27 protein-coding genes and 1 pseudogene are annotated in these 21984 nt (G+C 49.0%); 19 read left to right on the top strand and 9 right to left on the bottom strand.

All coding sequences use genetic code 11. The features are described from left to right. Positions 1–69: 69 nt before the first annotated feature. The 4 genes from M0R47_RS04535 to M0R47_RS04520 all read left to right on the top strand — a co-directional run bounded on the left by M0R47_RS04535 (position 70) and on the right by M0R47_RS04520 (position 3134). Positions 70–1014 (top strand): ABC transporter ATP-binding protein, encoded by a 945-nt coding sequence (locus M0R47_RS04535; RefSeq protein WP_292550918.1) that lies wholly within the window; start codon positions 70–72, stop codon positions 1012–1014. Next, positions 1011–1775 (top strand): ABC transporter permease, encoded by a 765-nt coding sequence (locus M0R47_RS04530; RefSeq protein ID WP_292550915.1) that lies wholly within the window; start codon positions 1011–1013, stop codon positions 1773–1775. The genes M0R47_RS04535 and M0R47_RS04530 overlap by 4 nt, the downstream gene beginning before the upstream one ends. 158 nt (positions 1776–1933) lie before the next feature. Then, entirely contained in the window at positions 1934–2716 is a 783-nt protein-coding gene (locus tag M0R47_RS04525) for a peptidoglycan-binding protein (protein WP_292550913.1), read from the top strand. A gap of 91 nt (positions 2717–2807) precedes the next feature. After that, the gene (locus M0R47_RS04520) at positions 2808–3134 is read left to right on the top strand and encodes a hypothetical protein (RefSeq protein WP_292550910.1); all 327 of its coding nucleotides are present in this window, start codon (positions 2808–2810) and stop codon (positions 3132–3134) included. A gap of 14 nt (positions 3135–3148) precedes the next feature. On the opposite strand, the gene cpdA is transcribed toward M0R47_RS04520, so the two are convergent. From cpdA to hemF, 7 genes and pseudogenes are all read right to left on the bottom strand, one after another. Further along, positions 3149–3952 carry a 3',5'-cyclic-AMP phosphodiesterase gene (gene cpdA / locus M0R47_RS04515; RefSeq protein ID WP_292550907.1) on the bottom strand — a complete coding sequence of 268 codons (804 nt, stop codon included), beginning with the start codon at positions 3950–3952 and terminating at the stop codon, positions 3149–3151. A gap of 9 nt (positions 3953–3961) precedes the next feature. Further along, a complete protein-coding gene (argA, locus tag M0R47_RS04510; protein ID WP_292550904.1) occupies positions 3962–5278 on the bottom strand; it encodes an amino-acid N-acetyltransferase in 1317 nt (438 codons plus the stop codon). Positions 5279–5307: 29 nt separating this feature from the next. Then, a pseudogene (locus M0R47_RS04505) lies at positions 5308–5562 on the bottom strand (dihydroxy-acid dehydratase); the annotation flags it as partial. Positions 5563–5704: 142 nt separating this feature from the next. Continuing rightward, complete coding sequence (locus M0R47_RS04500) at positions 5705–6376, bottom strand: TIGR04211 family SH3 domain-containing protein (protein WP_292550901.1); 672 nt, start codon at positions 6374–6376, stop codon at positions 5705–5707. A 139-nt stretch (positions 6377–6515) separates the two neighbouring features. Continuing rightward, positions 6516–7424: an ornithine carbamoyltransferase gene (argF, locus tag M0R47_RS04495; protein WP_292550897.1), complete on the bottom strand. Its 909-nt coding sequence runs from the start codon at positions 7422–7424 to the stop codon at positions 6516–6518. After that, positions 7414–8601, bottom strand: a complete 1188-nt coding sequence (locus M0R47_RS04490; RefSeq protein WP_292550895.1) for an acetylornithine transaminase — start codon at positions 8599–8601, stop codon at positions 7414–7416. The genes argF and M0R47_RS04490 overlap by 11 nt, the downstream gene beginning before the upstream one ends. Before the next feature lie 242 nt (positions 8602–8843). Then, the gene (hemF, locus tag M0R47_RS04485; RefSeq protein WP_292550892.1) at positions 8844–9758 is read right to left on the bottom strand and encodes an oxygen-dependent coproporphyrinogen oxidase; all 915 of its coding nucleotides are present in this window, start codon (positions 9756–9758) and stop codon (positions 8844–8846) included. 241 nt (positions 9759–9999) lie between these two features. Between hemF and M0R47_RS04480 the strand changes: the two genes are divergently transcribed. Continuing rightward, positions 10000–10395 (top strand): cupin domain-containing protein, encoded by a 396-nt coding sequence (locus M0R47_RS04480; protein WP_292550890.1) that lies wholly within the window; start codon positions 10000–10002, stop codon positions 10393–10395. Between the two features lie 70 nt (positions 10396–10465). After that, positions 10466–11341, top strand: coding sequence for a DMT family transporter (locus tag M0R47_RS04475; RefSeq protein WP_292550888.1), 876 nt, complete (start codon positions 10466–10468; stop codon positions 11339–11341). 122 nt (positions 11342–11463) lie between these two features. Here the strand turns inward: M0R47_RS04475 and M0R47_RS04470 are convergent, their stop codons facing one another. Together M0R47_RS04470 and M0R47_RS04465 are read right to left on the bottom strand one after the other, a co-directional pair. Further along, complete coding sequence (locus tag M0R47_RS04470) at positions 11464–11622, bottom strand: DUF3309 family protein (RefSeq protein WP_292550886.1); 159 nt, start codon at positions 11620–11622, stop codon at positions 11464–11466. A gap of 332 nt (positions 11623–11954) precedes the next feature. Then, complete coding sequence (locus tag M0R47_RS04465) at positions 11955–12464, bottom strand: hypothetical protein (protein WP_292550883.1); 510 nt, start codon at positions 12462–12464, stop codon at positions 11955–11957. A gap of 197 nt (positions 12465–12661) precedes the next feature. Between M0R47_RS04465 and M0R47_RS04460 the strand changes: the two genes are divergently transcribed. The 13 genes from M0R47_RS04460 (at position 12662) to M0R47_RS04395 (ending at position 21755) form a co-directional block, all read left to right on the top strand. After that, complete coding sequence (locus M0R47_RS04460) at positions 12662–13162, top strand: TlpA disulfide reductase family protein (RefSeq protein WP_292550880.1); 501 nt, start codon at positions 12662–12664, stop codon at positions 13160–13162. Between the two features lie 3 nt (positions 13163–13165). Next, a complete protein-coding gene (gene hemJ / locus M0R47_RS04455; protein ID WP_292550877.1) occupies positions 13166–13591 on the top strand; it encodes a protoporphyrinogen oxidase HemJ in 426 nt (141 codons plus the stop codon). A 46-nt stretch (positions 13592–13637) separates the two neighbouring features. After that, on the top strand, positions 13638–14075 hold the full coding sequence (locus tag M0R47_RS04450; RefSeq protein WP_292550874.1) for a YeeE/YedE family protein: 438 nt from the start codon (positions 13638–13640) through the stop codon (positions 14073–14075). Between the two features lie 2 nt (positions 14076–14077). Beyond that, a complete protein-coding gene (locus M0R47_RS04445) occupies positions 14078–14494 on the top strand; it encodes a YeeE/YedE family protein (RefSeq protein WP_292550871.1) in 417 nt (138 codons plus the stop codon). Positions 14495–14547: 53 nt separating this feature from the next. Further along, complete coding sequence (locus M0R47_RS04440) at positions 14548–15036, top strand: hypothetical protein (RefSeq protein ID WP_292550869.1); 489 nt, start codon at positions 14548–14550, stop codon at positions 15034–15036. A gap of 83 nt (positions 15037–15119) precedes the next feature. After that, entirely contained in the window at positions 15120–15899 is a 780-nt protein-coding gene (locus M0R47_RS04435) for a M48 family metallopeptidase (protein ID WP_292550866.1), read from the top strand. Positions 15900–15902: 3 nt separating this feature from the next. Further along, positions 15903–17102, top strand: a complete 1200-nt coding sequence (gene dapC / locus M0R47_RS04430; RefSeq protein WP_292550863.1) for a succinyldiaminopimelate transaminase — start codon at positions 15903–15905, stop codon at positions 17100–17102. A gap of 8 nt (positions 17103–17110) precedes the next feature. Further along, on the top strand, positions 17111–17929 hold the full coding sequence (gene dapD / locus M0R47_RS04425; protein ID WP_292550860.1) for a 2,3,4,5-tetrahydropyridine-2,6-dicarboxylate N-succinyltransferase: 819 nt from the start codon (positions 17111–17113) through the stop codon (positions 17927–17929). A 107-nt stretch (positions 17930–18036) separates the two neighbouring features. Then, on the top strand, positions 18037–18507 hold the full coding sequence (locus M0R47_RS04420; protein ID WP_292550857.1) for a DUF1456 family protein: 471 nt from the start codon (positions 18037–18039) through the stop codon (positions 18505–18507). A gap of 48 nt (positions 18508–18555) precedes the next feature. Further along, the gene (locus M0R47_RS04415) at positions 18556–18798 is read left to right on the top strand and encodes a hypothetical protein (protein WP_292550854.1); all 243 of its coding nucleotides are present in this window, start codon (positions 18556–18558) and stop codon (positions 18796–18798) included. Positions 18799–18817: 19 nt separating this feature from the next. Then, positions 18818–19756, top strand: a complete 939-nt coding sequence (locus M0R47_RS21865; RefSeq protein ID WP_366513167.1) for an ArsC family reductase — start codon at positions 18818–18820, stop codon at positions 19754–19756. Next, positions 19753–20880: a succinyl-diaminopimelate desuccinylase gene (dapE, locus tag M0R47_RS04400; RefSeq protein ID WP_292550851.1), complete on the top strand. Its 1128-nt coding sequence runs from the start codon at positions 19753–19755 to the stop codon at positions 20878–20880. The genes M0R47_RS21865 and dapE overlap by 4 nt, the downstream gene beginning before the upstream one ends. Before the next feature lie 116 nt (positions 20881–20996). Then, complete coding sequence (locus tag M0R47_RS04395) at positions 20997–21755, top strand: metal-dependent hydrolase (protein ID WP_292550848.1); 759 nt, start codon at positions 20997–20999, stop codon at positions 21753–21755. The last annotated feature ends 229 nt before the right edge of the window (positions 21756–21984 follow it).

The following is a 21984-nucleotide window of genomic DNA, read 5'->3' as shown; positions in this document are numbered from 1 at the left end:
CATCCAAATACATGGATGCAGCGCGTAATTTAACTTATTTAAAGGTTTCCGTTAAGTGTTAGTTTCAGCATGAATGCATTATCTCTGCGTAATCTCAAAAAAACCTATAATAACGGCTTTACAGCCTTAAAAGGCATCGATCTTGATGTTGAGGCCGGCGATTTCTTTGCCTTGCTGGGGCCCAATGGCGCAGGCAAGTCAACGGCTATCGGCATTATCAGTTCACTGATCACCGAATCCAGCGGCTCAGTCAGTATCTTTGGGCATGATTTAAGACGCGAACGTGAAAAAGCCAAAAGCTGTATCGGCCTGGTTCCGCAAGAAGTTAATTTCAATCAATTTGACACCGTTAAAAGCATCCTATTAAACCAGGCCGGCTATTATGGAACGCCGCGCAAACTTGCGCTGCAACGGACCGAATATTGCCTTAGACAAATGGACTTATGGGATAAGCGCGATACTGTATCCAGGCGCTTATCCGGTGGCATGAAACGCCGGGTCATGATAGCCCGTGCCTTAGTGCATGCCCCCAAGCTATTGATTCTTGATGAGCCGACCGCGGGCGTCGATATAGAAATACGCCGCTCCATGTGGCAAATGATGCAGGAAGTGAATCAGCAAGGCACGACGATCATTTTAACTACGCACTATCTGGAAGAAGCGGAAAGCCTGTGCCGCAATATCGCGATCATCAATCACGGGCGAATAGTCGAAAATTCCGATATGGCCAGTTTGCTGGCAAGACTGCACATAGAGCATTTTGTACTGGATCTTGCCCAGCCTATTGCTACCGCCCCGATAATTGAGGGCTGTCAAATTGAACTCCTGTCCGACAAAATGCTTAACGTTGCCGTACCTAAAGAGCACGGGCTTAATAAACTCTTTGCCCAGTTAAGCGCACAAAACATTGAAGTCATTAGCCTGAAAAACAAATCCAATCGGCTGGAACAGTTATTTATGGATTTGATCGACTCATCCTCCACTGACTCCAAACCGGCAGGCGATAAACAATGAACTACTCCATTGCGTTTAAAACCATTGTTATCAAGGAAGTATTCCGGTTTATCCGTATCTGGCCGCAAACCCTGCTGCCTCCGGCTATCACCACCGCGCTGTATTTCCTGATTTTCGGCAAGCTGATCGGCGACCGTATAGGGACTATCAGCGGCGCCAGCTACATGGACTATATCGTCCCCGGCATTATTTTAATGTCGGTTATCAGTCATTCTTACGCCAATGTCGTATCTTCGTTTTACTCAACCAAATTCCAGCGTAATATTGAAGAATTGCTGGTTGCCCCGATACCCAACTGGGTCATTCTGGGCGGATACGTGAGTGGCGGCATTATCCGGGGATTACTGGTGGGCGTCGTGGTAACTTTGATATCCATGCTATTTACAGACATTACCGTAACTAACCTCGCCATCGCCCTGTCAATCGCGGCGCTGACAGCCACCGTATTTTCCTTGGCCGGCTTCATCAATGCAGTACTTGCGGAAAGTTTTGACGACATTTCGATTATCCCGAACTTTGTGTTAACGCCATTAAGCTACCTGGGAGGCGTTTTCTATTCGGTCAATATGCTGCCCGGTATTTGGCAGAACATCTCGATGGGAAACCCCATCTTATACATGATCAATGCCTTCCGTTATGGCTTGATCGGTGTGACGGATGTCGATATTCATTTGACCTTTATCATTACCGGCGGATTTATTGTTGTCCTGACATTATTCAGCCTTTATCTTTTGCACAAAGGCATCGGAATTAAGAATTAATAAAGTAGCCACTCAAGCCAGACACTTTAGGAAAACTTTCTGTTCCTCTGCATTGATGCCTTGTAACTTCGGGCACGGCACTCCGCCCGGCAGTAGCCATATAAGATCCTATGCAATGCGTCTAACCGCTATTTAAAACAATTAACAAGAGAGATAGCATGTTTTTAGAAAAAGGTTCAAAAGGTGATGATGTTAAAAAACTTCAAACTCGGCTAGCTTTAACTGCCGATGGCATTTTCGGGTCGGATACCGAACTGAAAGTAAAAGCATGGCAAGCGGAAAATGGTTTGGCCGCCGACGGGATTGTAGGAAATGCCACATGGGCAAAGCTGTTTCCGGCGTCTTTAGCAGGATTTAATTCCGATAGTCTTAAAGGCTATATTCCCGATGAAGTCATTGCTCAGATACCTGCTATAGCCGCTATAACAAACTCTTTACGCTTGGCCCACTTTTTAGCGCAATGCGCGGATGAAAGCGACGGTTTCAAGGTCGTCTACGAGAACTTGAATTATTCAGCCGACGGCTTGAAAACAACATTTCCCAAATACTTTCCTGAGCCGTTAAATGAATCTTATGCAAGAAATCCAGCCAAGATTGGCGCTAGGGTCTATGCGGACAGAATGGGCAATGGCAACGAAGCGAGCGGTGACGGCTATATTTTCAGGGGGCGTGGCTACATTCAACTGACAGGCAAAGCGAATTACGCCGATTTTGGCAAAACTGTCCGTGCCGAGACCGTTGCCAATCCTGATTTAGTGGCCACTGATTATCCATTGGCATCCGCTGGCTTTTTCTTTGATGTAAATAAAATATGGACAGTCTGCGACGGTGGCTCAACAGACGCGGTGATAACCGCCGTAACCAAGAAAGTTAATGGCGGAACAAATGGTTTGGCTGAGCGTACCCAGCTTTTTAAGCAATATTATGCGTTAATAAGTTAGTGCATTGCGGTTGTTCAGCACAAGCAGCGCTTCCAACTACGGAACAGGTAAATGTTTACCCACCATCGGCAATTTTTTATTCGGGAGAAATATGATGAAATATGCGTTACTGGTTTTATTACTTATCACGCCAACGTTTGCAGCCGCTAAACCGCTGCATCATTGTTCAAAAGATGCACTGATTCAAGCCAAAAAACTGTTGGATTTTCACTTCGGATTGGATGAAAGGACTGAAATTAATGAGCTTGTTACCGTGCTTAAGCCGATAAAAAACCCTGCCGGAGAAGGCAAGTTTGACGTTCTGGAAGTATACGGACACATCTACAAAGGGACTTATCGGATGCACTTTATTTACGCGCAAACAGAAAATCAATGTCTACTGGTCGGGCAGGAAATACTGGAGATTACTCTCTTATAATGAGCCTGGCCGGCTCAATATCCATGCGTATTTGCTTGCAATCCCGTCAATGGCTCCGGCAAACGCATAACCTCGGATTCAACCCCGCCATCTGCATGCAGTTGTATTAACCGATAACCCGGAGCCGTGTCGCTGACACAGAATTCAGCGGCTTCCAGCACAAATTGAAAACAGGTGGAGGGCGCACCCAATACTCGAAAGCTTGCCATCTTTACATCCATGACTTGATGGATATGACCATTGACTACGACTTTTACTTGCGGATGCCTGTCTATTATCGCCAATAACTGCTGCCGATTTTCAATGATCATGGTATCCATCCACGGGCTTTTGGTTTCCAGAAAATGGTGATGGACTGCGATAAGCGCGTAGCGATCAGGATTTTCAATTAGGCAGTTTTCAAGGAAGTCCAATTCCTCATTTTCCAAACGGCCGCCGGGGTCTCCGACGATTTGGCTGTTCAGGCTAATTAGCTGCCAATTCCCCAGAAAAGCCTGTTTGCGGCAGTTAATCTTGCCGGTATTTAATATCTGCTGCATGAGTTCATAATCGTCATGATTGCCAGGCAGACAGATACAGGGCGTGTCGTAAGCCTCAAGACTGTTTAAGATGCGCCGGTAGCTGGCAAGACAAGGATCTTGAGCCAAGTCGCCGGTCACCAGAATCAAATCGAAATGATGTTTTTCAGAGAAGGCCTGTTCAAGACAAGCGTGGAAATAATGCTCGGTATTAATGCCCAGCAATCTATCTTCCGGAGCCGCCAAGATATGCAGATCAGATAGTTGCAGAATTGATAAACAGGCGGCGTGATCAGTCATGAGAAACTCTTATCCAATATCTTTACAGAGAACCTTGGAATTTCTTTGCGGATTATATAGCGCCTTGAGCTGATCGGGAAGATCGGCAATAGACGACGATAAAAAACCCCGTTCAATAAACCAATGCATGGTTTGCGTAGACAGCACGAACAATTTTTTAAGCCCGAGTTCCCCTGCCCTGCGGTATACATATTCAAGCATGCGGTTGCCTCTGCTCGATCCTCGATAATCCGCATGCACGGCAAGACAGGCAATCGCGCCGAACCGGCCTTGCACATCAGGATGCAGAGCGGTGCAACCGATGATCAAACCGTCGCGTTCGATAACGATATAGTCGGCGATTTCCATTTCGATCTTTTCCCTGGAGCGCTTGGCCAGCTTGCCTTGCTGTTCCAGCGGCTTGATCAACTCCAGAATGCCGCCTATATCGTTCAGCGTCGCCGGGCGCAGTTCTTCAAACGCCGTCGAACTGATCAGCGTACCGATGCCGTCACGGCTGAATAACTCCAGCAACAGCGCGCCGTCGATGGTTCTGTCAATTAAATGTACGCGGTCGATGCCGGATTGGCAGCTTTGCATCGCCGCCTTGAGTGGCAAGCTGATATCGGTGGATATGTCCGGATGCTGCTGTAAGAAAGCGTCGGCTTCGGCGGTAGTCATTTGCTGGATTTGTTCGCCGTTGTCTGGATTGAGACAGCCTTGCTCGGTCAGCAAAACCAGTTTTTCGGCTTTTAACGCAATCGAAACCGCGGTGGCGACCTGTTCGGCCGACAAGTTAAAGACTTCGCCACTCGGCGAATAACCGACCGGCGAGATCAGCACGACATTGTCCTGGTCAAGCTGCTGGTGAATGGCCGCGCTGTCGATGCGGCGGACTTCGCCGGTATGGCAGTAATCAATGCCGTCAATTACGCCGATGGGTTTGGCGACCACAAAGTTGCCCGAGGCCACCTTGATTTTGGCCCCCGCCATCGGCGAGTTAGCCAGCCCCATCGATAACAGCGCTTCAATTTCCACGCGGACCAAGCCGGCCGCTTCTTTGACGCATTGCAGCGCCACATCGTCGGTAATGCGCAAGTTATTGTGAAAGTGAGCGGGAACGTCCAGCTTGGCAAGACGCTGGTCGATTTGCGGCCGTATGCCGTGAACTAAAACCAGGCGTATGCCCAGGCTGTTCAGCAAGGCGAAATCGTGAACGTGATGATTGAAATCATCAGCCAGCACCGCTTCGCCACCGAATGAAATAACGAAGGTCTTGTTGCGGTGGGCGTGGATGTAGGGGGATGAATCCCTAAACCAGCTAACGAATGATTGTTGTGGTTCCATGATGGGTTTATAGAATCCTTATTATCAATGCGGGATACCAGCGAATATTTCATGCCCTCTGTGCCCATCGAAATGCCGTCGGAAATGGTAATGATGTTGAAAATCACAGCCTTACCATCGGCATTGTTGACGCCAACCGCTGCCGCATCGGCCAGTTTGTTGATGTGCATATTGCACGGCGTGACCATGCTCCAGGTTGGCGCAACGCCTATTTGCGGTTTTTTGAAATATTCATTGCTAAAGCCGACAGCGTGCAACATGGCGCGGCTCGGTGCGCGCTCCATGCCGTCAACGACCTGGGAAGAAAAAGTGCGGGTGTTTTGTCACTCATAATTAAAATTAAAGGCTAAGGGCGAAGGATCCGGGCTTTTTTTGCCTTTAGCCTTTAGCCTTTAGCCTTTTGCCTTTTGCCTTTTGCCTTAATGTTTAATAAGAATCCCAGCTGCTTCTGCTACGTCTCCAACTGAGTTTAGGCAAAATGAATCCCAAGATTACGCCGATAAGGGCGAGTATGCCGCCGTATAAAAACCAGTCTTGGTTAGCGGTGTCTTGCAATGCCTGATTTTCAAGCTTGAACTGTTGCAACTCCCGCTCAACATTCACCACGCGTTCTTGAAGCTCATCGCGCTGGTTTTTTAATTCTATGGTACTGGCAGCGGTTTTTTTCAGCTCACTGAGCTCTCTGCTTAAATGATCGCGTTCTGTCGCCAAGGACTGCTCAAGAGACGTCCCCGGGGTAATGGATTCTTTTACCGTAGCCAGCTCGGCTTTGAGCGTGGCATTTTCAGACTGCAATACTGCCAGACTCTTATTGACAACCTCTAGTTGAGCGCGGCTGGGCGGTTCCTTCATGGTATTACGGATCGGCATATAGCCTTCCGTGCCGTCATTCAGGCGGACGTGAGCAAACCCAGTGCTTCTATTTTCCTCTAATACCGTCATCGGGGTGCCGGTCGGGAGCAGTTTAACAGCCTTGCTGGTGTTATTTTCTTCGCTCCTGAGAGACAAATTCAAATTGTCGGTAACGTAGACGGTTTCAGCTTGAGCTGAACCCAAAGCTACCAATAAGATAAAAAACGAGCTTAATATTTTTTTCACTTGAATCTCTATTGTTGGTCGTATGACGACTGCCAAAGATGGCGGAAGTGTCGCAATAGGTAAGGACCCGATGCGACCGGCTGCCGGGAATGGCGGACGTGTCTCAACCGGCAGTGAACCGATGCGGCTAAGGTTAATTCTAACGTGGTTTGTTGCACAGGAGAAATTCCAGTAATGCCTTTTGTGCATGCAAGCGATTTTCAGCTTCATCGAAAATAACGCTTTGAGAGCCGTCAATCACTTCGGCGCTGACCTCCTCTCCCCGATGGGCGGGCAGACAATGCATGAACAGCGCATCGCTATGAGCAGCTTTCATGATCTCGGCGTTGACCTGATAATCCTTAAAGGCCAATTCGCGTTGTTTTTGTTCTTCTTCCTGGCCCATACTGGCCCAAACATCAGTGACTACCAGATCCGAATTCTGGGCGGCTTCCAGCGGCGTATCAAAGAACCGGACGCGTTCTCCGGCAGCGTCAACGATCGATGCTAAGGGCTGATAATTTTTCGGGCAGGCAATGTTCAACGTAAAGCCCAGCACCATGGCCGCATGGATATAAGAATGACACATATTATTGCCGTCACCGATCCAGGTTACCGTCTTACCTTTAATATCGCCGCGATGTTCAAAATAAGTCTGCATGTCTGCCAGCAATTGGCAGGGGTGCTGCAAGTCGGTTAAGCCATTGATTACAGGAACGCTTGAATATTGCGCGAATGTAGTCACCGTTTCGTGCTTATCGGTTCTAAGCATGATGCAATCGACCATACTTGAGATAACTTTGGCGCTGTCTTGCAGCGGTTCGCCACGACCCAACTGCGTATCTCTGGGCGATAAAAATAATGCGCTGCCGCCAAAATGACTCATACCCGCTTCAAATGAAATACGGGTGCGTGTCGATGATTTTTCAAAAATCATTGCCAAGACCTGACCTTTTAACGGTTGATAATCAGGATCGCGGTTATTTTTTAGTGCGATAGCCCGACTGATCAAACTACGAAATTCGTCGCCGGATAAGTCAAGCAGACTGATGAAATGTCTAGGATTCATGGGGGGTGTCCGTGTGCTTAACAATAAGCGTCGATAAAGTTTCTACGAGTTGAGCGATTTGTTGATCGTTAATAATCAATGGCGGCAGCAAACGGATAGTTTTTTCACTAGTGACATTGATCAATAAATTATTTTGCAGCGCAGCTTGCACTAACTCAGCGCAAGGGCTGTCGAGCTCGATGCCGATCATCATGCCTTTGTGGCGAATATCGACCACATGAGTATTGCCACGTAACTGTTCTTTAAATGCCGAGCAGATCGCATCGCCTTTTTGCGCAGCTTGTTCGATCAGGTTTTCAGCATCCAGTGTCGCCAGCACGGCTAAAGCCGCACTACAGGCTAACGGATTGCCGCCGAATGTGGAACCGTGATTGCCTGCTGTGAATACCTTGGCCGCTTTGCCTCGTGCCAGGCAGGCGCCGATGGGCACACCGTTGCCCAAGGCTTTGGCCAAGGTGCAAACATCCGGGAGTATCCCGTTGTGCTGAAAAGCAAGGAATCTGCCGGTACGGCCAACCCCGGTTTGAATTTCATCAAGCATCATCAGCAAATGATGACGGTCGCAAAGACTGCGGATTTGGTTAAGATAATCGTCAGCGGGAACATTAACGCCGCCTTCCCCTTGTATGGGTTCAACCAAAACGGCGACGACATTTTTATGTTGTTCAACCGCCTGTTCAATGGCCTTGACATCGTTGTACGGCACCCGAATAAAGCCTTCAACCAGCGGCGCAAAGCCTTGCTGGATTTTAGCATTGCCGGTAGCGCTCAGTGTTGCCAGCGTGCGGCCATGAAAGCTTTTTTCCATGACGATAATCGCCGGGTTTTCTATGCCTTGTTCGTGACCGTATTTGCGCGCCAATTTGATCGCTGCTTCATTAGCTTCGGCACCGGAATTGCAAAAAAAGACGTTATCCATGCCGCTTTTTTCGATCAGCTTGTCGGCCAACTGTTCCTGAACGGCGATATTGTAAAGGTTTGACGTATGCAGCAGCTTTTCGCTTTGTTTGCAGATCGCTTGATGCACGGCAGGATGCGCATGACCCAGGCTGCACACCGCTACGCCGGATACCGCATCCAGGTAACGGTTATTGTTTTGATCAAAAAGCCATGCACCCTCTCCCCGTTCGAAGGTGATGGGTAAGCGTCCATAAGTTGGCATAATGTGGCTAGTCATTGCTTCCGTCTGTAATTAATAAATAGGCCGCAATCTGCCGCCCATTACAAAAATGCTCGATTATAGTTTTCAATTTATTCTCAGGCAAGTTCTAATGACTAAGCAGGAAGTATTAAACATATCGCCACGAAAACACGAAGTTTTTGCTTTGTTTTTCTTCGTGTTCTTCGTGTCGCCTAGAGGCGCCTACTTTTGGCTTCATGGTAAAAATTTTAATTTTCGTATATTTTTTTATTACCCACTCAAGCACCGAGCCAATTTTGCGGCTTTAAATATTCATCATAAAGCACGGCTTCGGCACTGCCGGGCTCGGGCTGCCAGTTGTATTTCCAGTGTGCTACCGGCGGCATCGACATTAAAATCGATTCGGTGCGTCCACCCGATTGCAGGCCAAACAATGTGCCGCGATCGTAAACCAAGTTAAATTCAACATAACGCCCCCGGCGGTATAGCTGGAAATCGCGCTCCCTGTCGCCATACGGCGTATCTTTGCGTTTTTGCACGATAGGCAGATAAGCGTCAATATAATGATTGCCGACGCTTTGCATAAAGGCGAATGACTTATCAAAGCCCCACTCGTTCAAATCATCAAAAAACAGCCCGCCTACGCCACGGGTTTCATTCCGATGTTTCAGGAAGAAGTATTCGTCGCACCATTTTTTGTAAGCCGGATAGATATCATCGCCGAAAGGCTGGCAAGCGGCCCGGGCGGTTTGGTGCCAGTACAGCACATCTTCTTTAAACGGATAAAACGGCGTTAAATCAAAACCGCCGCCGAACCACCAGATAGTCGGTTCGCCCGGTTTTTCCGCGATTAGAAACCGCACATTGGCATGCGAGGTCGGCACATAGGGATTGTTGGGATGGATAACCAGCGACACGCCCATCGCCTGAAATTGCCGGTCTGCCAGTTCCGGGCGTTTAGCCGTGGCAGAAGGAGGTAACTTAAAACCGGACACATGCGAGAAATTAACGCCGCCCTGCTCGATAACCCGGCCATTAGCCAACACCCTCGTTCTGCCGCCGCCTCCTTCGGTCCTGTTCCAAAGGTCTTCAATAAAACGGGCTTCAGGTTCCACGCTTTCCAGTGCCGCGCAGATTTGATCTTGCAGATTAAGCAGGTAGTTTTTTACTTGGGTGATATTGTCGATATTCATGCGCAGTTGGTGTTGTGATTTAAATGCCGGCCATTAAAAATCCAGAGCAATAAGCATCGTCTCTTTCAGTGGGCAAACCGGTCAAGGCGTTATAATAATGCGCATATTCTGTGTGCATTTAAAGAATTTAACAATTAGAAAAAGCTGGCGCTAGCGTATACTTTTTTATTTAAGCCGCTTTAATAAAGCTATAAGATGAATTAATTAAATAATAATTAACCTAAAACCGAGAGGCCAATAGATGTCAAAAATACCAACTATCAAAGCAACGGGATTTATTCTGGCAACGCTTACAGCGATATATTTGAGCGGCATACAAACTGTCTCAGCTCAAGAGAAAACCAACCTGAACAGAACCGTATTACTGGAAAAGAAGCTGGAGCTTTCCAGCCCGAACATCAATACTAAAATGATACGGGTCGCGTTTCCTCCTGCGTTTAAAACGCCTTGGCATACCCATGAAGGCCCTGGGCCTCGTTATGTGGTTAAAGGCACGTTAAAAGTCGTCGAAGGCGGCAAAGCCAACACCTACTCTGCCGGCGAAGTTTTTTGGGAATCGGGCGAGCTGATGTCGGTAGAAAACGTCGGCGACGATGCGGCTGAAATCATCATTTTTGAATTAGCACCGGCCAAGTAAATTATCTATTGGTGATAGCTATCGATAATCGATAGCTATCACCTTTCTTTACACCATCCGATTTGAATTGATGCGCATACCTCTAGCCTATATCAGTGTTATTTTACTTTGGTCGACAACACCGCTGGCTATCAAATGGAGCGGCGAAGGAGCGGGTTATCTGTTCGGGGTAACCGGGCGAATGGTAATCGGGACAGTTTGTATCTTGTTGATGCTGGGCCTGTCCAGGCAACGCTTGGCTTGGCACTCTAAAGCGCTACAGACTTACCTTGCCGTGGCCGTGCAAATTTACGGGTCGATGCTGGTGGTTTATTGGGCAGCGCAGTTTATTCCTTCCGGCTGGATTTCGGTGATCTTCGGCCTTTTGCCATTGATGACGGCTTTGCTGGCGGCGATCTGGCTGGGGGAACGGAGCCTGACGCTGGGAAACCTGCTGGCCTATATTCTGGGCATTAGCGGTTTGTGGATCATGTTCGGCTCGGCATTGCAATTGGGGCATGACGCTGCGCTGGGTATCATCGGCGTGCTGGTGTCTACATTTTTGCAGGCTGTCAGTTCGGTTTGGGTCAAACGCATTGATGGAAAAATACCGGCTTTATCCCAGGTGACTGGCGGCCTGTTGCTGTCTCTGCCGGCTTATCTGATTACCTGGGCAATGTTTGACGGCCATTGGCCGACTGAAATTTCACTTGTTAGCATGGCGTCCATTGTCTATCTGGGGGCGATAGCAACAACGATTGGTTTCGTGCTTTATTACTATTTGCTCATCCACCAGACCGCTACCAAGGTTGCACTGGTTGCCTTAATTTCACCGGTCATGGCTTTGCTGTTAGGTCATGCCGTTAATAACGAACCGCTGACCATGAAAGTGGCGACAGGCACATTGCTTATACTCGGCGCGTTGCTGATGCATCAGCTCTCTGCCCGCTTAGCGGGTTTAAAATAAACCAAGCTTCGCACTAAAACGCCGGAATAAGTGCATATCTTCCAGCTTGGTTTGCCTCTTAACGAGACAACCCGCATCGGCTGTTATTATAAAAGATACGGCAAAAGGCGCTTAATCTACGGCTAGATGACGCCCATCAACACCAAGACTAACAAGATAATCAATATCAGCCCAAGCCCTCCGCTGGGTCCATAGCCCCATCCCCGGCTGTGCGGCCATGCTGGAATGACTCCGATCAGCATAATAATTAAGATTATTAGTAAAATTGTGCCAGTTGACATGGTAGTTCTCCTGATAGGTAACGCTTTTAAGTGAAAACCCAGACAGTATGGCCTTGCCTCTGAGACCGTCATTTCGATGAAATCGACGATGCGGTTGCCAAGATACTTTCGACAAATTGCACGGCCACAAATAACTTAAGACTTCGGAACTAACAATATTAATAACCCATCACATAAAGCCGGTAAGAGCTCAATCGTGATCTCTGAAATCCTCCTCATGTCAAAAGCTTATCGGCAAGATTAAGCTTAGTCTGTACGGTATAGAACATACGCCGGCTACTTTGCAATACGCGGCCATTATTGCAAAGTAGCTGGCGAACGCAGCCCCCTCATTATTCAAAAGTGCTTCCTCCACCGCCTCCCGGAGTGCCCATCACCAATTCCCGCCATGCCGCTTTTTGCAGCATCAACGGCGGCATGGCCGCGAACTCGGGTTCAGGCGTCGGCCTTGCGATGAGCTGGTCAGGGTCACGGGTGACAACGCCGCCTTTGCGAAAGAAGGCGTTGTAGATAGCCCAGTTTGCAGGGTTGCGGGAGCAGTCCCACGGAAAACGCGACAGCGTATAAAATCCGTCATAAGTGTCCAGATAACCGTTATAGAACTGCTCGACCGACAATCCGGCCGATTTGAAGACAATATGGGACTGATCGTATTTATCCCAGTCGAATGACACGATCTGCTTGCGGCGCATCATCTCAAACCAGTTGATAGTGCCTGGGTACGGCGTTAACAACGAACAACCGCACATGTCGAACTTGGCATCGATATTGAATTTTAAAGTCTCCTCGAACACCGACGGTTCGTCACCCTCAAAGCCGAACATGAACAAACCCAGTACCATAATGCCGTACCGGTGCAGCTTCTCGACCAACTCGTAAATTGAAGTTGCCGGATAATTTAGGGCAGTTATAAATTTATACCTGGTTAAAAAGCTGCGCCGGAATTATGCATATAGAGACTCAATCCGGAGTTGTTATGGTTTTTTAAATTGGGTATGTTATTTTGTTTCCATTCCCAGACATTCAAGCAATCAAACCCATGAAAAAAATATACCGGCAGTTCGGTTTATTACTGTTACCGCTCATTTTAATAAGCGCTTTAATAAGCTGTGGCAAAACCATCACTTCCGCCCCGGATGTGACTTTCACCACGATCACCGGTCAAAAAATCGCTTTAAAAGATTTGCGCGGCAAACCGGTTATCGTTACGTTCTGGGCGACTGACTGCCCGTCTTGTATCCAGGAAATTCCCGACTTAATTGACCTCTACACTCAATACCATGCATCAGGCCTTGAGATGGTTGCCGTTGCGATGTATTACGACCCGCCGAACCACGTCGTCGATATGACCAAGGCCAAACAACTGCCCTACCCTGTGGCGCTGGATTTAAATTCGGAACACGCCCAGGCTTTCGGTGGCATCATGTTTACGCCCAGCACCTTTTTGATTGCCCCGGACGGCTCGGTCGTTAAAAAAGAAATCGGCCTTTTTGACTTAGCAAAAATGAAAACAAATATCGAATCACTACTTAAAGGCTAAGCCATGCTCTGGTTAAAAGCGCTACACCTGATTTTTATGGTCACTTGGTTTGCAGGCCTGTTTTACCTGCCGCGCCTGTATGTTTATCACGCGATGAGCAATGACAAGATCAGCAACGAGCGTTTTAAGGTAATGGAGCGCAAGCTGTTCTTCGGCATTATGACGCCGGGCATGATAGCGACCTTGCTGTTCGGTATCTGGATGCTGGTGGCTTACGACTGGGCTGTTTATGCTACTGCCGGCTGGCTGCACGCAAAGCTGGCGCTGTTGGTGTTGACGCTGGTTTACCACTATTTCTGTTATCAATGGCTGCTTGATTTTAAACATGACCGCAACCGCCGTAGCCATGTTTTTTACCGCTGGATGAATGAAGTGCCGGTTTTGTTTCTGGTCGGCATTGTAATCCTGGCGGTGGTTAAGCCTTTTTGATGATACAAATGATTAAACTATAGCGCCCACATTTTGAAGAATATCTATGAATCTGTCTGACTTTACTCACGACGCCTACATTGCCGGTCTCTTCGGCGGCTTATTGATTGGCATCGCCGCCGCAATGTTTGTGTTATTGAATGGCCGGATTGCCGGGATTAGCGGGATTTTGGGCGGATTGCTTCAAGCCGCCCAAGGGGACAAAATCTGGCGCATCATGTTTCTGCTCGGCATGATGGCTTCGCCGTATCTCTATCAAATCGCCTTCGACCTGCCTGCTGTGACCATTGAAGCGGACACCGCGCAATTGATCATTGCCGGCCTGCTGGTGGGCCTGGGCACCAGCTATGCGTCAGGCTGCACCAGCGGCCACGGCGTTTGCGGCATTTCCCGCGGTTCGATCCGCTCCATTGCGGCAACATTGACTTTCATGATGGCGGGCATTATCACCGTCTATCTGACCCGCCACTTGATAGGACTCTAATCATGCTGAATCTTAATGCTTTTGTCGTTGGACTGCTGTTTGGGTTGGGCCTGATTATTTCCGGAATGACCGATCCAGCGAAGGTCATCGGTTTTCTGGATTTGGCTGGAGCTTGGGACCCGTCGCTCGCCTTCGTCATGGCTGGCGCTATTTTGATCGGCGCTATTGGCTTTACTATTGCCAAAAAGCGCCAGTTCAGTTTGCTTGGCGCACCTATGCGCTTGTCCTCCGCAACCAAGCTGGATACGCGTTTGCTATTAGGCAGCCTGGTGTTCGGCATCGGCTGGGGGCTTTCAGGATTTTGTCCGGGACCTGCTGTGGTAAGTGCTGCCGCAGGGCAACCCAAAGCATGGCTATTCGTTATATCGATGGTGTCCGGAATGGCTTTGTACACCATTCTCGAGCGGCGCGGAAAATGATGTTACTCAAGCCACACAACAAACTTTTTACAATCGGACACAGGAATTGAATCATGACCTTAAAACAAATTTTCCTAAGCGTAGCCTTTACATTTATCACTGCTTTTAATATTCCGGCACAGGCCGATCCGTCTGCATTTACCTCAGGAAGTTATCAACAAATATTAGCTGCCAACGCCAACCAGCCATTCATGCTGGTGGTCTGGTCGATCAACTGTCCTTCCTGCCTGAAAGACATGGAATTGTTAAGCAATATTCACAAAAACAGACCCGATCTTAAAATGATCATGCTGGCGGCGGATGAGCCGGGCTCAACTGAGCAAATTCAGCAAATTCTTGCAAAAAACCAGTTAACCGACATTGAAAGCTGGGCTTATGCCGATGACAATACCCAGAAGCTGCAATTTGAAATCGATCCCAAATGGTATGGCGAACTGCCCAGAACCTATTTCTTCGATAAAGCCCATCAGCGCACCGGAGTCAGCGGTGTGCTGTCAAAAGAAGATTATGATGCGATGTTCGCCAAAATCCTGAAATTTTGATCAAACAGGTACATTTTTAAGCCTCGGATAAAAACTTACGTTAAAATGGCCTCTGTCTTATTAGCAGCTAGAGGTCATTTTTTATGTGCAAAAAAATAGTTCCAGTTCTGGTTATCCTCTTATTAAACGCTTGCGCCACCAGCCCTACAGGCAGAACCCAATTTGTTTTTCTGCCCGATACACAAATTAATCAAATGGGCCTACAGGCTTTTAATGATCTGAAGCAACAAAAACCTGTCAGCGCCAACAGTCAACATAACCAGTTGGCAAGCTGCATTGCTCGGTCAATTACTCAGGAAACGGGCGGCACCTGGGAAGTAGTGGTCTTTGAGGACGCCTCGCCTAACGCTTTTGCCTTGCCCGGCAACAAAATCGGCGTACACACCGGCATGCTCGCATTGGTCGACAACCAGGATCAATTGGCTGCGGTCATCGGCCATGAAGTCGGCCACGTCCTTGCCAAGCACAGCAATGAGCGGGCATCGCAAGAAATGGCGGTTAGTTCGGGCATGAGCGTCATTCAGGCAGTCAGCGCACCACAAACCGTACTCGGGCAAGCAGCGCTCGGTATGTTGGGTGTCGGCGCGCAATACGGCATCTTGATGCCCTACAGCCGTGTGCACGAAAGCGAAGCCGACAAGATCGGCCTGGATTTAATGGCCAAAGCGGGCTTTGACCCAAGACAAAGCATCGGCTTGTGGCAAAAAATGGATCGGGCAGCGCAAGGCCAGCAGCCCATAGAATTTATGTCGACTCACCCTTCGCATGCCACACGCATTCAAGACCTGGAAAAGAACATGCCGCAAGCGATGGGACTGTTTCAGCAAGCCCAAGCTGCGGGTAAACAACCGCATTGCAATTAATCAATGACCCCTAATTTAAAACGCTTACATCCCTACCCGTTTGAGAAGCTGGCGCAACTTAAACAAGGTATTACTCCGCCCGCAGACAAATCGCACATCGCCCTGTCTATGGGCGAGCCAACCCATGCCACGCCGCATTTGGTCCAGGAAGCGCTGCTAACCCATTTGCATGGTTTGGCTAACTACCCGACCACCAAAGGCATACCTGAACTCAGACAGGCGATAGCCGAATGGATCAGCCGACGTTTTCAGATTCCGGCTGACGGCATTAATCCTGAAACCCAGGTTTTACCGGTTAACGGCACCCGTGAAGCATTGTTTTCGTTTGCCCAATGCCTTATCGATCCGACCAAGGCCAATCCCGTCGTTATCATGCCGAACCCGTTTTATCAGATATATGAAGGCGCGGCCTTGCTGGCAGGAGCAGAACCCTATTATTTGAACACGCTGGAAGACTCCGGTTATTTGCCAGATTTTGATGCGGTGCCGGATGAAATATGGCAACGCTGCCAGTTGATTTATATCTGCTCGCCCGGCAATCCGACCGGTTCGGTGATCGACCAATCCAGCCACGAGAAGCTGCTTAAGCTGGCGGAGAAACATGACTTCGTGATCGCCTCCGACGAGTGCTACACCGAAATCTATGATGACGAAAATAATCCGCCGCCCGGTCTGCTGCAAACCGCCTATAACATAGGCAACACGGCATTCAAACGCTGCGTTATTTTCCACAGTTTATCCAAGCGCTCCAATGCGCCGGGCTTGCGCTCAGGCTTTGTCGCGGGCGACGCCGAGATATTGAAATATTATTTTCAATACCGGACTTATCATGGCTGCGCAATGCCTCTGCCTACTCAACATGCGAGTATTCAGGCCTGGCAGGATGAGCGCCATGTTATCGAAAACCGCCGTTTGTACCGGGAAAAATTCGCCGCCTTCATCGATATCCTCGGCGACGTCTGCACAATCACCAAACCGCCAGCCAGTTTTTACGTCTGGTTGAAAACGCCGACTGCCGATACCGAGTTTGCCCAGCAGCTGTTTGCTGGGCAAAACATCACTGTGCTGCCCGGCAGTTTCCTGTCTCGTGATTGCGATGGTGTTAATCCCGGCCTTAACCACGTCAGAATTGCGCTGGTTGCGCCCTTGGACGAATGCGTAGAAGCCGCGCAACGCATAAAAAATTTCCTTAACTCTTTATAAAAGAAACCATGTCACAACTAGAAAAAATTATTAACGACGCCTTTGAAAACCGTGCCGACATTTCCCCTAGCAGCGTTTCCGCTGAAGTGCGCGCAGCTGTCGAAGAGGCGATCAATTTACTGGACAGCGGCAAAGCCCGCGTCGCCGAAAAAACCAGCGGTGAATGGGTTACTAACCAGTGGCTGAAAAAAGCCGTATTGTTGTCGTTCAGAATCAACGAAAACAAGCTGATGGACGGCGGCAACACGCGTTATTACGACAAAGTTGATAGCAAATTCGCAAACTACAGCGAAGAAGATTTCGCCAAAGCCGGCGTTCGCGTCGTACCGAACGCAGTCGCCCGCCGCGGTTCTTATATTGCCCCCGGCGCCATCTTGATGCCGTCCTACGTGAACATCGGCGGCTATGTCGATAGCGGCACGATGGTCGATACCTGGGTTACAGTCGGTTCTTGCGCGCAAATCGGCAAGAACGTGCATTTGTCCGGCGGCGTCGGCATCGGCGGCGTTCTTGAGCCTCTGCAAGCCGGCCCAACCATCATTGAAGACAACTGCTTTATCGGCGCGCGTTCGGAAATCGTCGAAGGCGTTATCGTTGAACAAGGCTCGGTTATTTCCATGGGCGTTTACATCGGTCAAAGCACCAAAATCTACAACCGCATGACCGGCGAAATCAGCTATGGCCGCATTCCCGCCGGATCGGTGGTCGTCTCGGGCAACCTGCCATCTGCAGACGGCAAATACAGCCTGTACTGCGCGGTTATTATCAAGCAGGTTGATGAAAGAACGCGCAGCAAAACGGGCATTAACGAGTTGTTGAGAGATTAATTGCCGCCGGGTGCAGGCCTCGCTTTGCAGCCATTGCCATCTATCTCTCGGGTGACGCAAGCATGATTTGCGTCATCCCAATCGACACAACCACTTAATAGCAAACAATGATTAACAACGATGTATTACGCCGGGTACGCTACGCTTTGGAGCTTAAAGATCAGACCATGATCGAGATCTTTGCCTTAAGCGATGCAGAAATAAGCCGGGACGAGCTGCGCAATCTGCTCAAAAAAAACAATGAAACGGATTTCGTTCCGCTTAATAATAAGCTGATGGAACAGTTTTTGGACGGACTGATTGTTTATAGAAGAGGCAGGCAGGAGAACCCTCCCGCTCAGGCAAAAAAACCGGAACCGTTAACCAATAACACCATACTCAAAAAACTGAGAATTGCCCTGGAATTTAAAGAAGAGGACATGCTTAACACCCTGAAACTGGCTGATTTTGAGTTATCCAAAGGCGAACTCAGCTCATTTTTCAGGCAAAAAGGCCATAAACATCACCGCGAATGCGGCGATCAGGTTTTAAGAAACTTTTTACAAGGTCTTACTATTCGTTTTAGAGAACAGGACTGATAACAGCCCTGTTTGCATCCTTTCAATAACTTAACCGAGGTCAATACCATGAGCGAACAAATTTCAAACAATGCCATCATTTACGCCACGCTCGCTTTAAACAGCGAAGTCGCCCTGCAACACGAATATTTGGATTCGCCCGACGTTCCCGAAGATGAACGCGAAAACGAAGAAGAAATCCTGGCTGATCTGGAACAAGCCTTCATGGAGTTCGTCGACCTTTACAAAAACCGCTGTAAATCAGACAAGCAACTACCCAGCATAGACGAATTGCTGAACAGCCAATTGTAAGCACCCTATAGAGTCAACGATGCCGCCTGTCAGATTGCTGGCTATCTCAGGTAGTCTGCGTGCCGCATCGTTGAACTCTGCATTGCTGAGGGCCGTTGTCGCCCTGGCACCTAGCAATGTTTGCGTCGAGCTGTACACTGGACTGGGCAATCTGCCGCTGTTCAATCCCGATCTTGAAATAACCGATTCGCCTGCGGTCGCTGATTTTTACGCGCGCGTTCTTAAAGCGGACGGCGTTATCATCGCCAGCCCCGAATACGCTCACGGCGTAACGGGAGTCATGAAAAATGCCTTGGACTGGATGGTCGGCTGCGAGGCTTTTGTCAACAAGCCGGTTGCGTTACTGAATGCGTCGCCGAGAGCGACTCTCGCCCAGGCATCGCTCAAGGAGACGCTGACCGTCATGTCGGCTCAAGTCGTTGAAACAGCCTCAATCACCTTGCCTATTATCGGATCTAACCTCGACGAGTCCGGGATTGCTGCGCACCCTTCCATTTCAAAATCAATTCGTGCGATGTTGCGAAACTTTCATATGGAGATTGTAAATTTGCAAAACCAACAAAATCATACGCTTTACGGCATAAAGAACTGCGATACCGTTAAAAAAGCGCGTATCTGGCTGGATCAAAACGGCATAAGCTATCGCTTCCACGATTTTAGAACCGACGGCTTGACGCCTGAACTGCTACAGCATTTCGTCGATCATTCAGACTGGACAAAACTGCTTAACCGCAGCAGCACCAGCTGGCGACAGCTCAGCGCCGAACAGCAAAGCGATCTGACCCAGGAAAAAGCCATGCAGCTAATGCTGACCATCCCTACCCTGATTAAACGCCCGGTTTTAGATATCGGCAACAAACTAATCATTGGCTATACCGCCAAGGATGGTGGGTATGCCGCAAGCCTGCCGGGAGCAGGCGCGGCAAAAACCGAGAACAAACATACTGAATTACTATGAGCGACACACTGGAACTCCTTAAAGACCTTATCAGCCGCGAGTCGGTCACCCCAAAAGATGCCGGTTGCCAGGATGTGCTGGCGGCACGCTTAATCAAACTGGGCTTCAACGAAGAACGCCTGGACTTTGACGACACCCAAAACATTTGGCTCAGGCGCGGCGACGCCAAGCCGTTGCTGACCTTCCTCGGCCACACCGATGTGGTGCCTACCGGTCCGGTCGATGCCTGGGTTTCACCGCCTTTTGAGCCGACCATTATCGGCGACAAGCTTTACGGCCGCGGCGCTGCCGATATGAAAGGCGGCATCGCCTGCTTTATTACCGCCGTCGAGCGCTTTATTGCCAAACACCCGAGTCATCAAGGCTCTATCGCGGTAATGATGACCAGCGACGAAGAAGGCATCGCCACCAATGGCGTGGTTAAAGTCGTCGAAGTGCTGGAACAGCGCAACGAGAAAATAGACTGGTGTTTGGTTGGCGAACCGTCCAGCGATAAAAAAATCGGCGACGTGATCCGCGTCGGCCGGCGCGGTTCTTTGTGTGCCAAACTGTGTATCAAGGGGATTCAAGGCCATGTTGCCTACCCTGAACTGGCTGACAACCCTATCCACAGTTTTGCTCCGGCCTTAAAAGAGCTGACCGAAGAAGTCTGGGATCACGGCAATGAGTTTTTTCCGCCGACCAGCTTGCAGGTCTCTAACATCAATGCCGGCACCGGCGCGGAAAATATCATCCCCGGCAGCGTCAACGTGCAGTTCAACCTGCGTTTTTGCACCGAACTGGATGAGGAAACCATCAAGCAACGCACCCACGCGATACTGGACAAATACGATTTTAAATACGAGCTGGAATGGCGCTTGTCCGGCAATCCTTTCCTGACTGGACCCGGTGCATTAACCGATGCCGCCCATGCCGCAATCAAAACCGTGACCGGCTTTGAAACCGTTGACGATACCGGCGGCGGCACCTCGGACGGGCGCTTTATCGCCCCGACTGGCGCACAGGTGATCGAACTCGGCCCGCTGAATGAAAGCATCCATAAAATCAATGAAAATGTCGGCTTAGAGGATTTGGAGATTTTGTCCAGCATCTATGAAAACATATTGATTAATTTGCTGGCTTAGGCCGGGCAGGCATCACAATTGCCGGCGCACAAGCTCAGACTTGCGTGCTGGCAACTTCGCAATGGCAGACAGGAAATGTCATCTGCATTTTAGTTTCAAAAAGGATTCTGTTTTATATGGCTAATTTTAATACCCATCTCTTCACCGCAACGGCTGCCAGCATCGGGGCTGCGCTAGTTGCCGAAAATATCCATCTGATTACGCCCGCTCATATACCGTGGCTTGTTTTTCTGGGCACATTAGGCGGACTGCTGCCTGATATTGATGCGAACAATTCAAAACCGGTAAAACTGTTGTTCAACGTATTGGCTGTAACGGGCGTAGCGGCCGTACTCTATACGGTTAAAAGCAGTTACGCTCCTCATCATCAGTTAATATTGATTGCAGTAGGCACTTACCTGTTCATTCGCTACGGAATGTTTGCCTTGTTTAATAAGCTTACCGATCATCGCGGCGTATTTCACTCAATATTGGCAGCCCTGTTTTTTTCATTGCTAATGACCTGCATCAGTTTTTATTTTTTGCATTGGAGCGCGCTACTTGCATGGTTAAACGGTATTTTTATTGCTTTGGGGCTTGTGGTTCATTTGCTATTGGATGAACTCTACAGCACGGATTTATCCAATTTAAGAATGAAAAAATCGTTTGGCACCGCATTGAAGTTATTCAGCTATAACAACATGACGGCCACGGCATTAATGACTATTTGCACATTAATGCTGTACTCGATAGCGCCATCACCCACACCTTTGATTAAAGTATGGAAAAAAACGCAATGGAATAATTATTTGGCACAAGTCAGTTTTGAAGTATCCGACAATCGACTGGACAAGCAGCGAGAACAGAGAGATATTCGCCGCCTTATGAAACTATAAACCTTAGCGAATATTTCAGGCTGATAACTGATGTTACGCACAGGATGTACATCTCCCGTTTGCCGCGCCGAGCACCGGAGCTTTTGCCGAGAATGGCCCGTGAGGGGTGCGGCAGGGAGGCCGCACGTTGGCAGAGGGGCAGGAGCCCCTTCTGCCGACCCTCGGCAAAAGCGAGGAGCGCAGGACACAAGCGGCAACCGGGCCGCCTTTCTTTTGGATACTTTTCTTT

The sequence above is a fragment of the Methylobacter sp. genome (genome assembly GCF_023227905.1).
Lineage (GTDB): Bacteria > Pseudomonadota > Gammaproteobacteria > Methylococcales > Methylomonadaceae > Methylobacter_A.
The sequence above is the reverse complement of the archived record's forward strand: the minus strand, read 5'-3'. Positions and strand labels throughout refer to the sequence as shown.

Coding starts and splice junctions, on each gene's coding strand:
- M0R47_RS04415 (WP_292550854.1), top strand. CDS start 18,556: ATGAGCGAACAAATTTCAAACAATGCCATCATTTACGCCACGCTCGCT.
- M0R47_RS04470 (WP_292550886.1), bottom strand. CDS start 11,622: ATGTCAACTGGCACAATTTTACTAATAATCTTAATTATTATGCTGATC.
- M0R47_RS04450 (WP_292550874.1), top strand. CDS start 13,638: ATGAATCTGTCTGACTTTACTCACGACGCCTACATTGCCGGTCTCTTC.
- M0R47_RS04420 (WP_292550857.1), top strand. CDS start 18,037: ATGATTAACAACGATGTATTACGCCGGGTACGCTACGCTTTGGAGCTT.
- M0R47_RS04445 (WP_292550871.1), top strand. CDS start 14,078: ATGCTGAATCTTAATGCTTTTGTCGTTGGACTGCTGTTTGGGTTGGGC.
- dapC (WP_292550863.1), top strand. CDS start 15,903: ATGACCCCTAATTTAAAACGCTTACATCCCTACCCGTTTGAGAAGCTG.
- M0R47_RS04475 (WP_292550888.1), top strand. CDS start 10,466: ATGCGCATACCTCTAGCCTATATCAGTGTTATTTTACTTTGGTCGACA.
- hemJ (WP_292550877.1), top strand. CDS start 13,166: ATGCTCTGGTTAAAAGCGCTACACCTGATTTTTATGGTCACTTGGTTT.
- M0R47_RS04535 (WP_292550918.1), top strand. CDS start 70: ATGAATGCATTATCTCTGCGTAATCTCAAAAAAACCTATAATAACGGC.
- M0R47_RS04520 (WP_292550910.1), top strand. CDS start 2,808: ATGATGAAATATGCGTTACTGGTTTTATTACTTATCACGCCAACGTTT.
- M0R47_RS04440 (WP_292550869.1), top strand. CDS start 14,548: ATGACCTTAAAACAAATTTTCCTAAGCGTAGCCTTTACATTTATCACT.
- M0R47_RS04490 (WP_292550895.1), bottom strand. CDS start 8,601: ATGACTAGCCACATTATGCCAACTTATGGACGCTTACCCATCACCTTC.
- dapE (WP_292550851.1), top strand. CDS start 19,753: ATGAGCGACACACTGGAACTCCTTAAAGACCTTATCAGCCGCGAGTCG.
- M0R47_RS04525 (WP_292550913.1), top strand. CDS start 1,934: ATGTTTTTAGAAAAAGGTTCAAAAGGTGATGATGTTAAAAAACTTCAA.
- M0R47_RS04395 (WP_292550848.1), top strand. CDS start 20,997: ATGGCTAATTTTAATACCCATCTCTTCACCGCAACGGCTGCCAGCATC.
- M0R47_RS04460 (WP_292550880.1), top strand. CDS start 12,662: ATGAAAAAAATATACCGGCAGTTCGGTTTATTACTGTTACCGCTCATT.
- cpdA (WP_292550907.1), bottom strand. CDS start 3,952: ATGACTGATCACGCCGCCTGTTTATCAATTCTGCAACTATCTGATCTG.
- M0R47_RS21865 (WP_366513167.1), top strand. CDS start 18,818: ATGCCGCCTGTCAGATTGCTGGCTATCTCAGGTAGTCTGCGTGCCGCA.
- argF (WP_292550897.1), bottom strand. CDS start 7,424: ATGAATCCTAGACATTTCATCAGTCTGCTTGACTTATCCGGCGACGAA.
- M0R47_RS04465 (WP_292550883.1), bottom strand. CDS start 12,464: ATGGTACTGGGTTTGTTCATGTTCGGCTTTGAGGGTGACGAACCGTCG.
- hemF (WP_292550892.1), bottom strand. CDS start 9,758: ATGAATATCGACAATATCACCCAAGTAAAAAACTACCTGCTTAATCTG.
- argA (WP_292550904.1), bottom strand. CDS start 5,278: ATGGAACCACAACAATCATTCGTTAGCTGGTTTAGGGATTCATCCCCC.
- M0R47_RS04480 (WP_292550890.1), top strand. CDS start 10,000: ATGTCAAAAATACCAACTATCAAAGCAACGGGATTTATTCTGGCAACG.
- M0R47_RS04530 (WP_292550915.1), top strand. CDS start 1,011: ATGAACTACTCCATTGCGTTTAAAACCATTGTTATCAAGGAAGTATTC.
- M0R47_RS04435 (WP_292550866.1), top strand. CDS start 15,120: ATGTGCAAAAAAATAGTTCCAGTTCTGGTTATCCTCTTATTAAACGCT.
- dapD (WP_292550860.1), top strand. CDS start 17,111: ATGTCACAACTAGAAAAAATTATTAACGACGCCTTTGAAAACCGTGCC.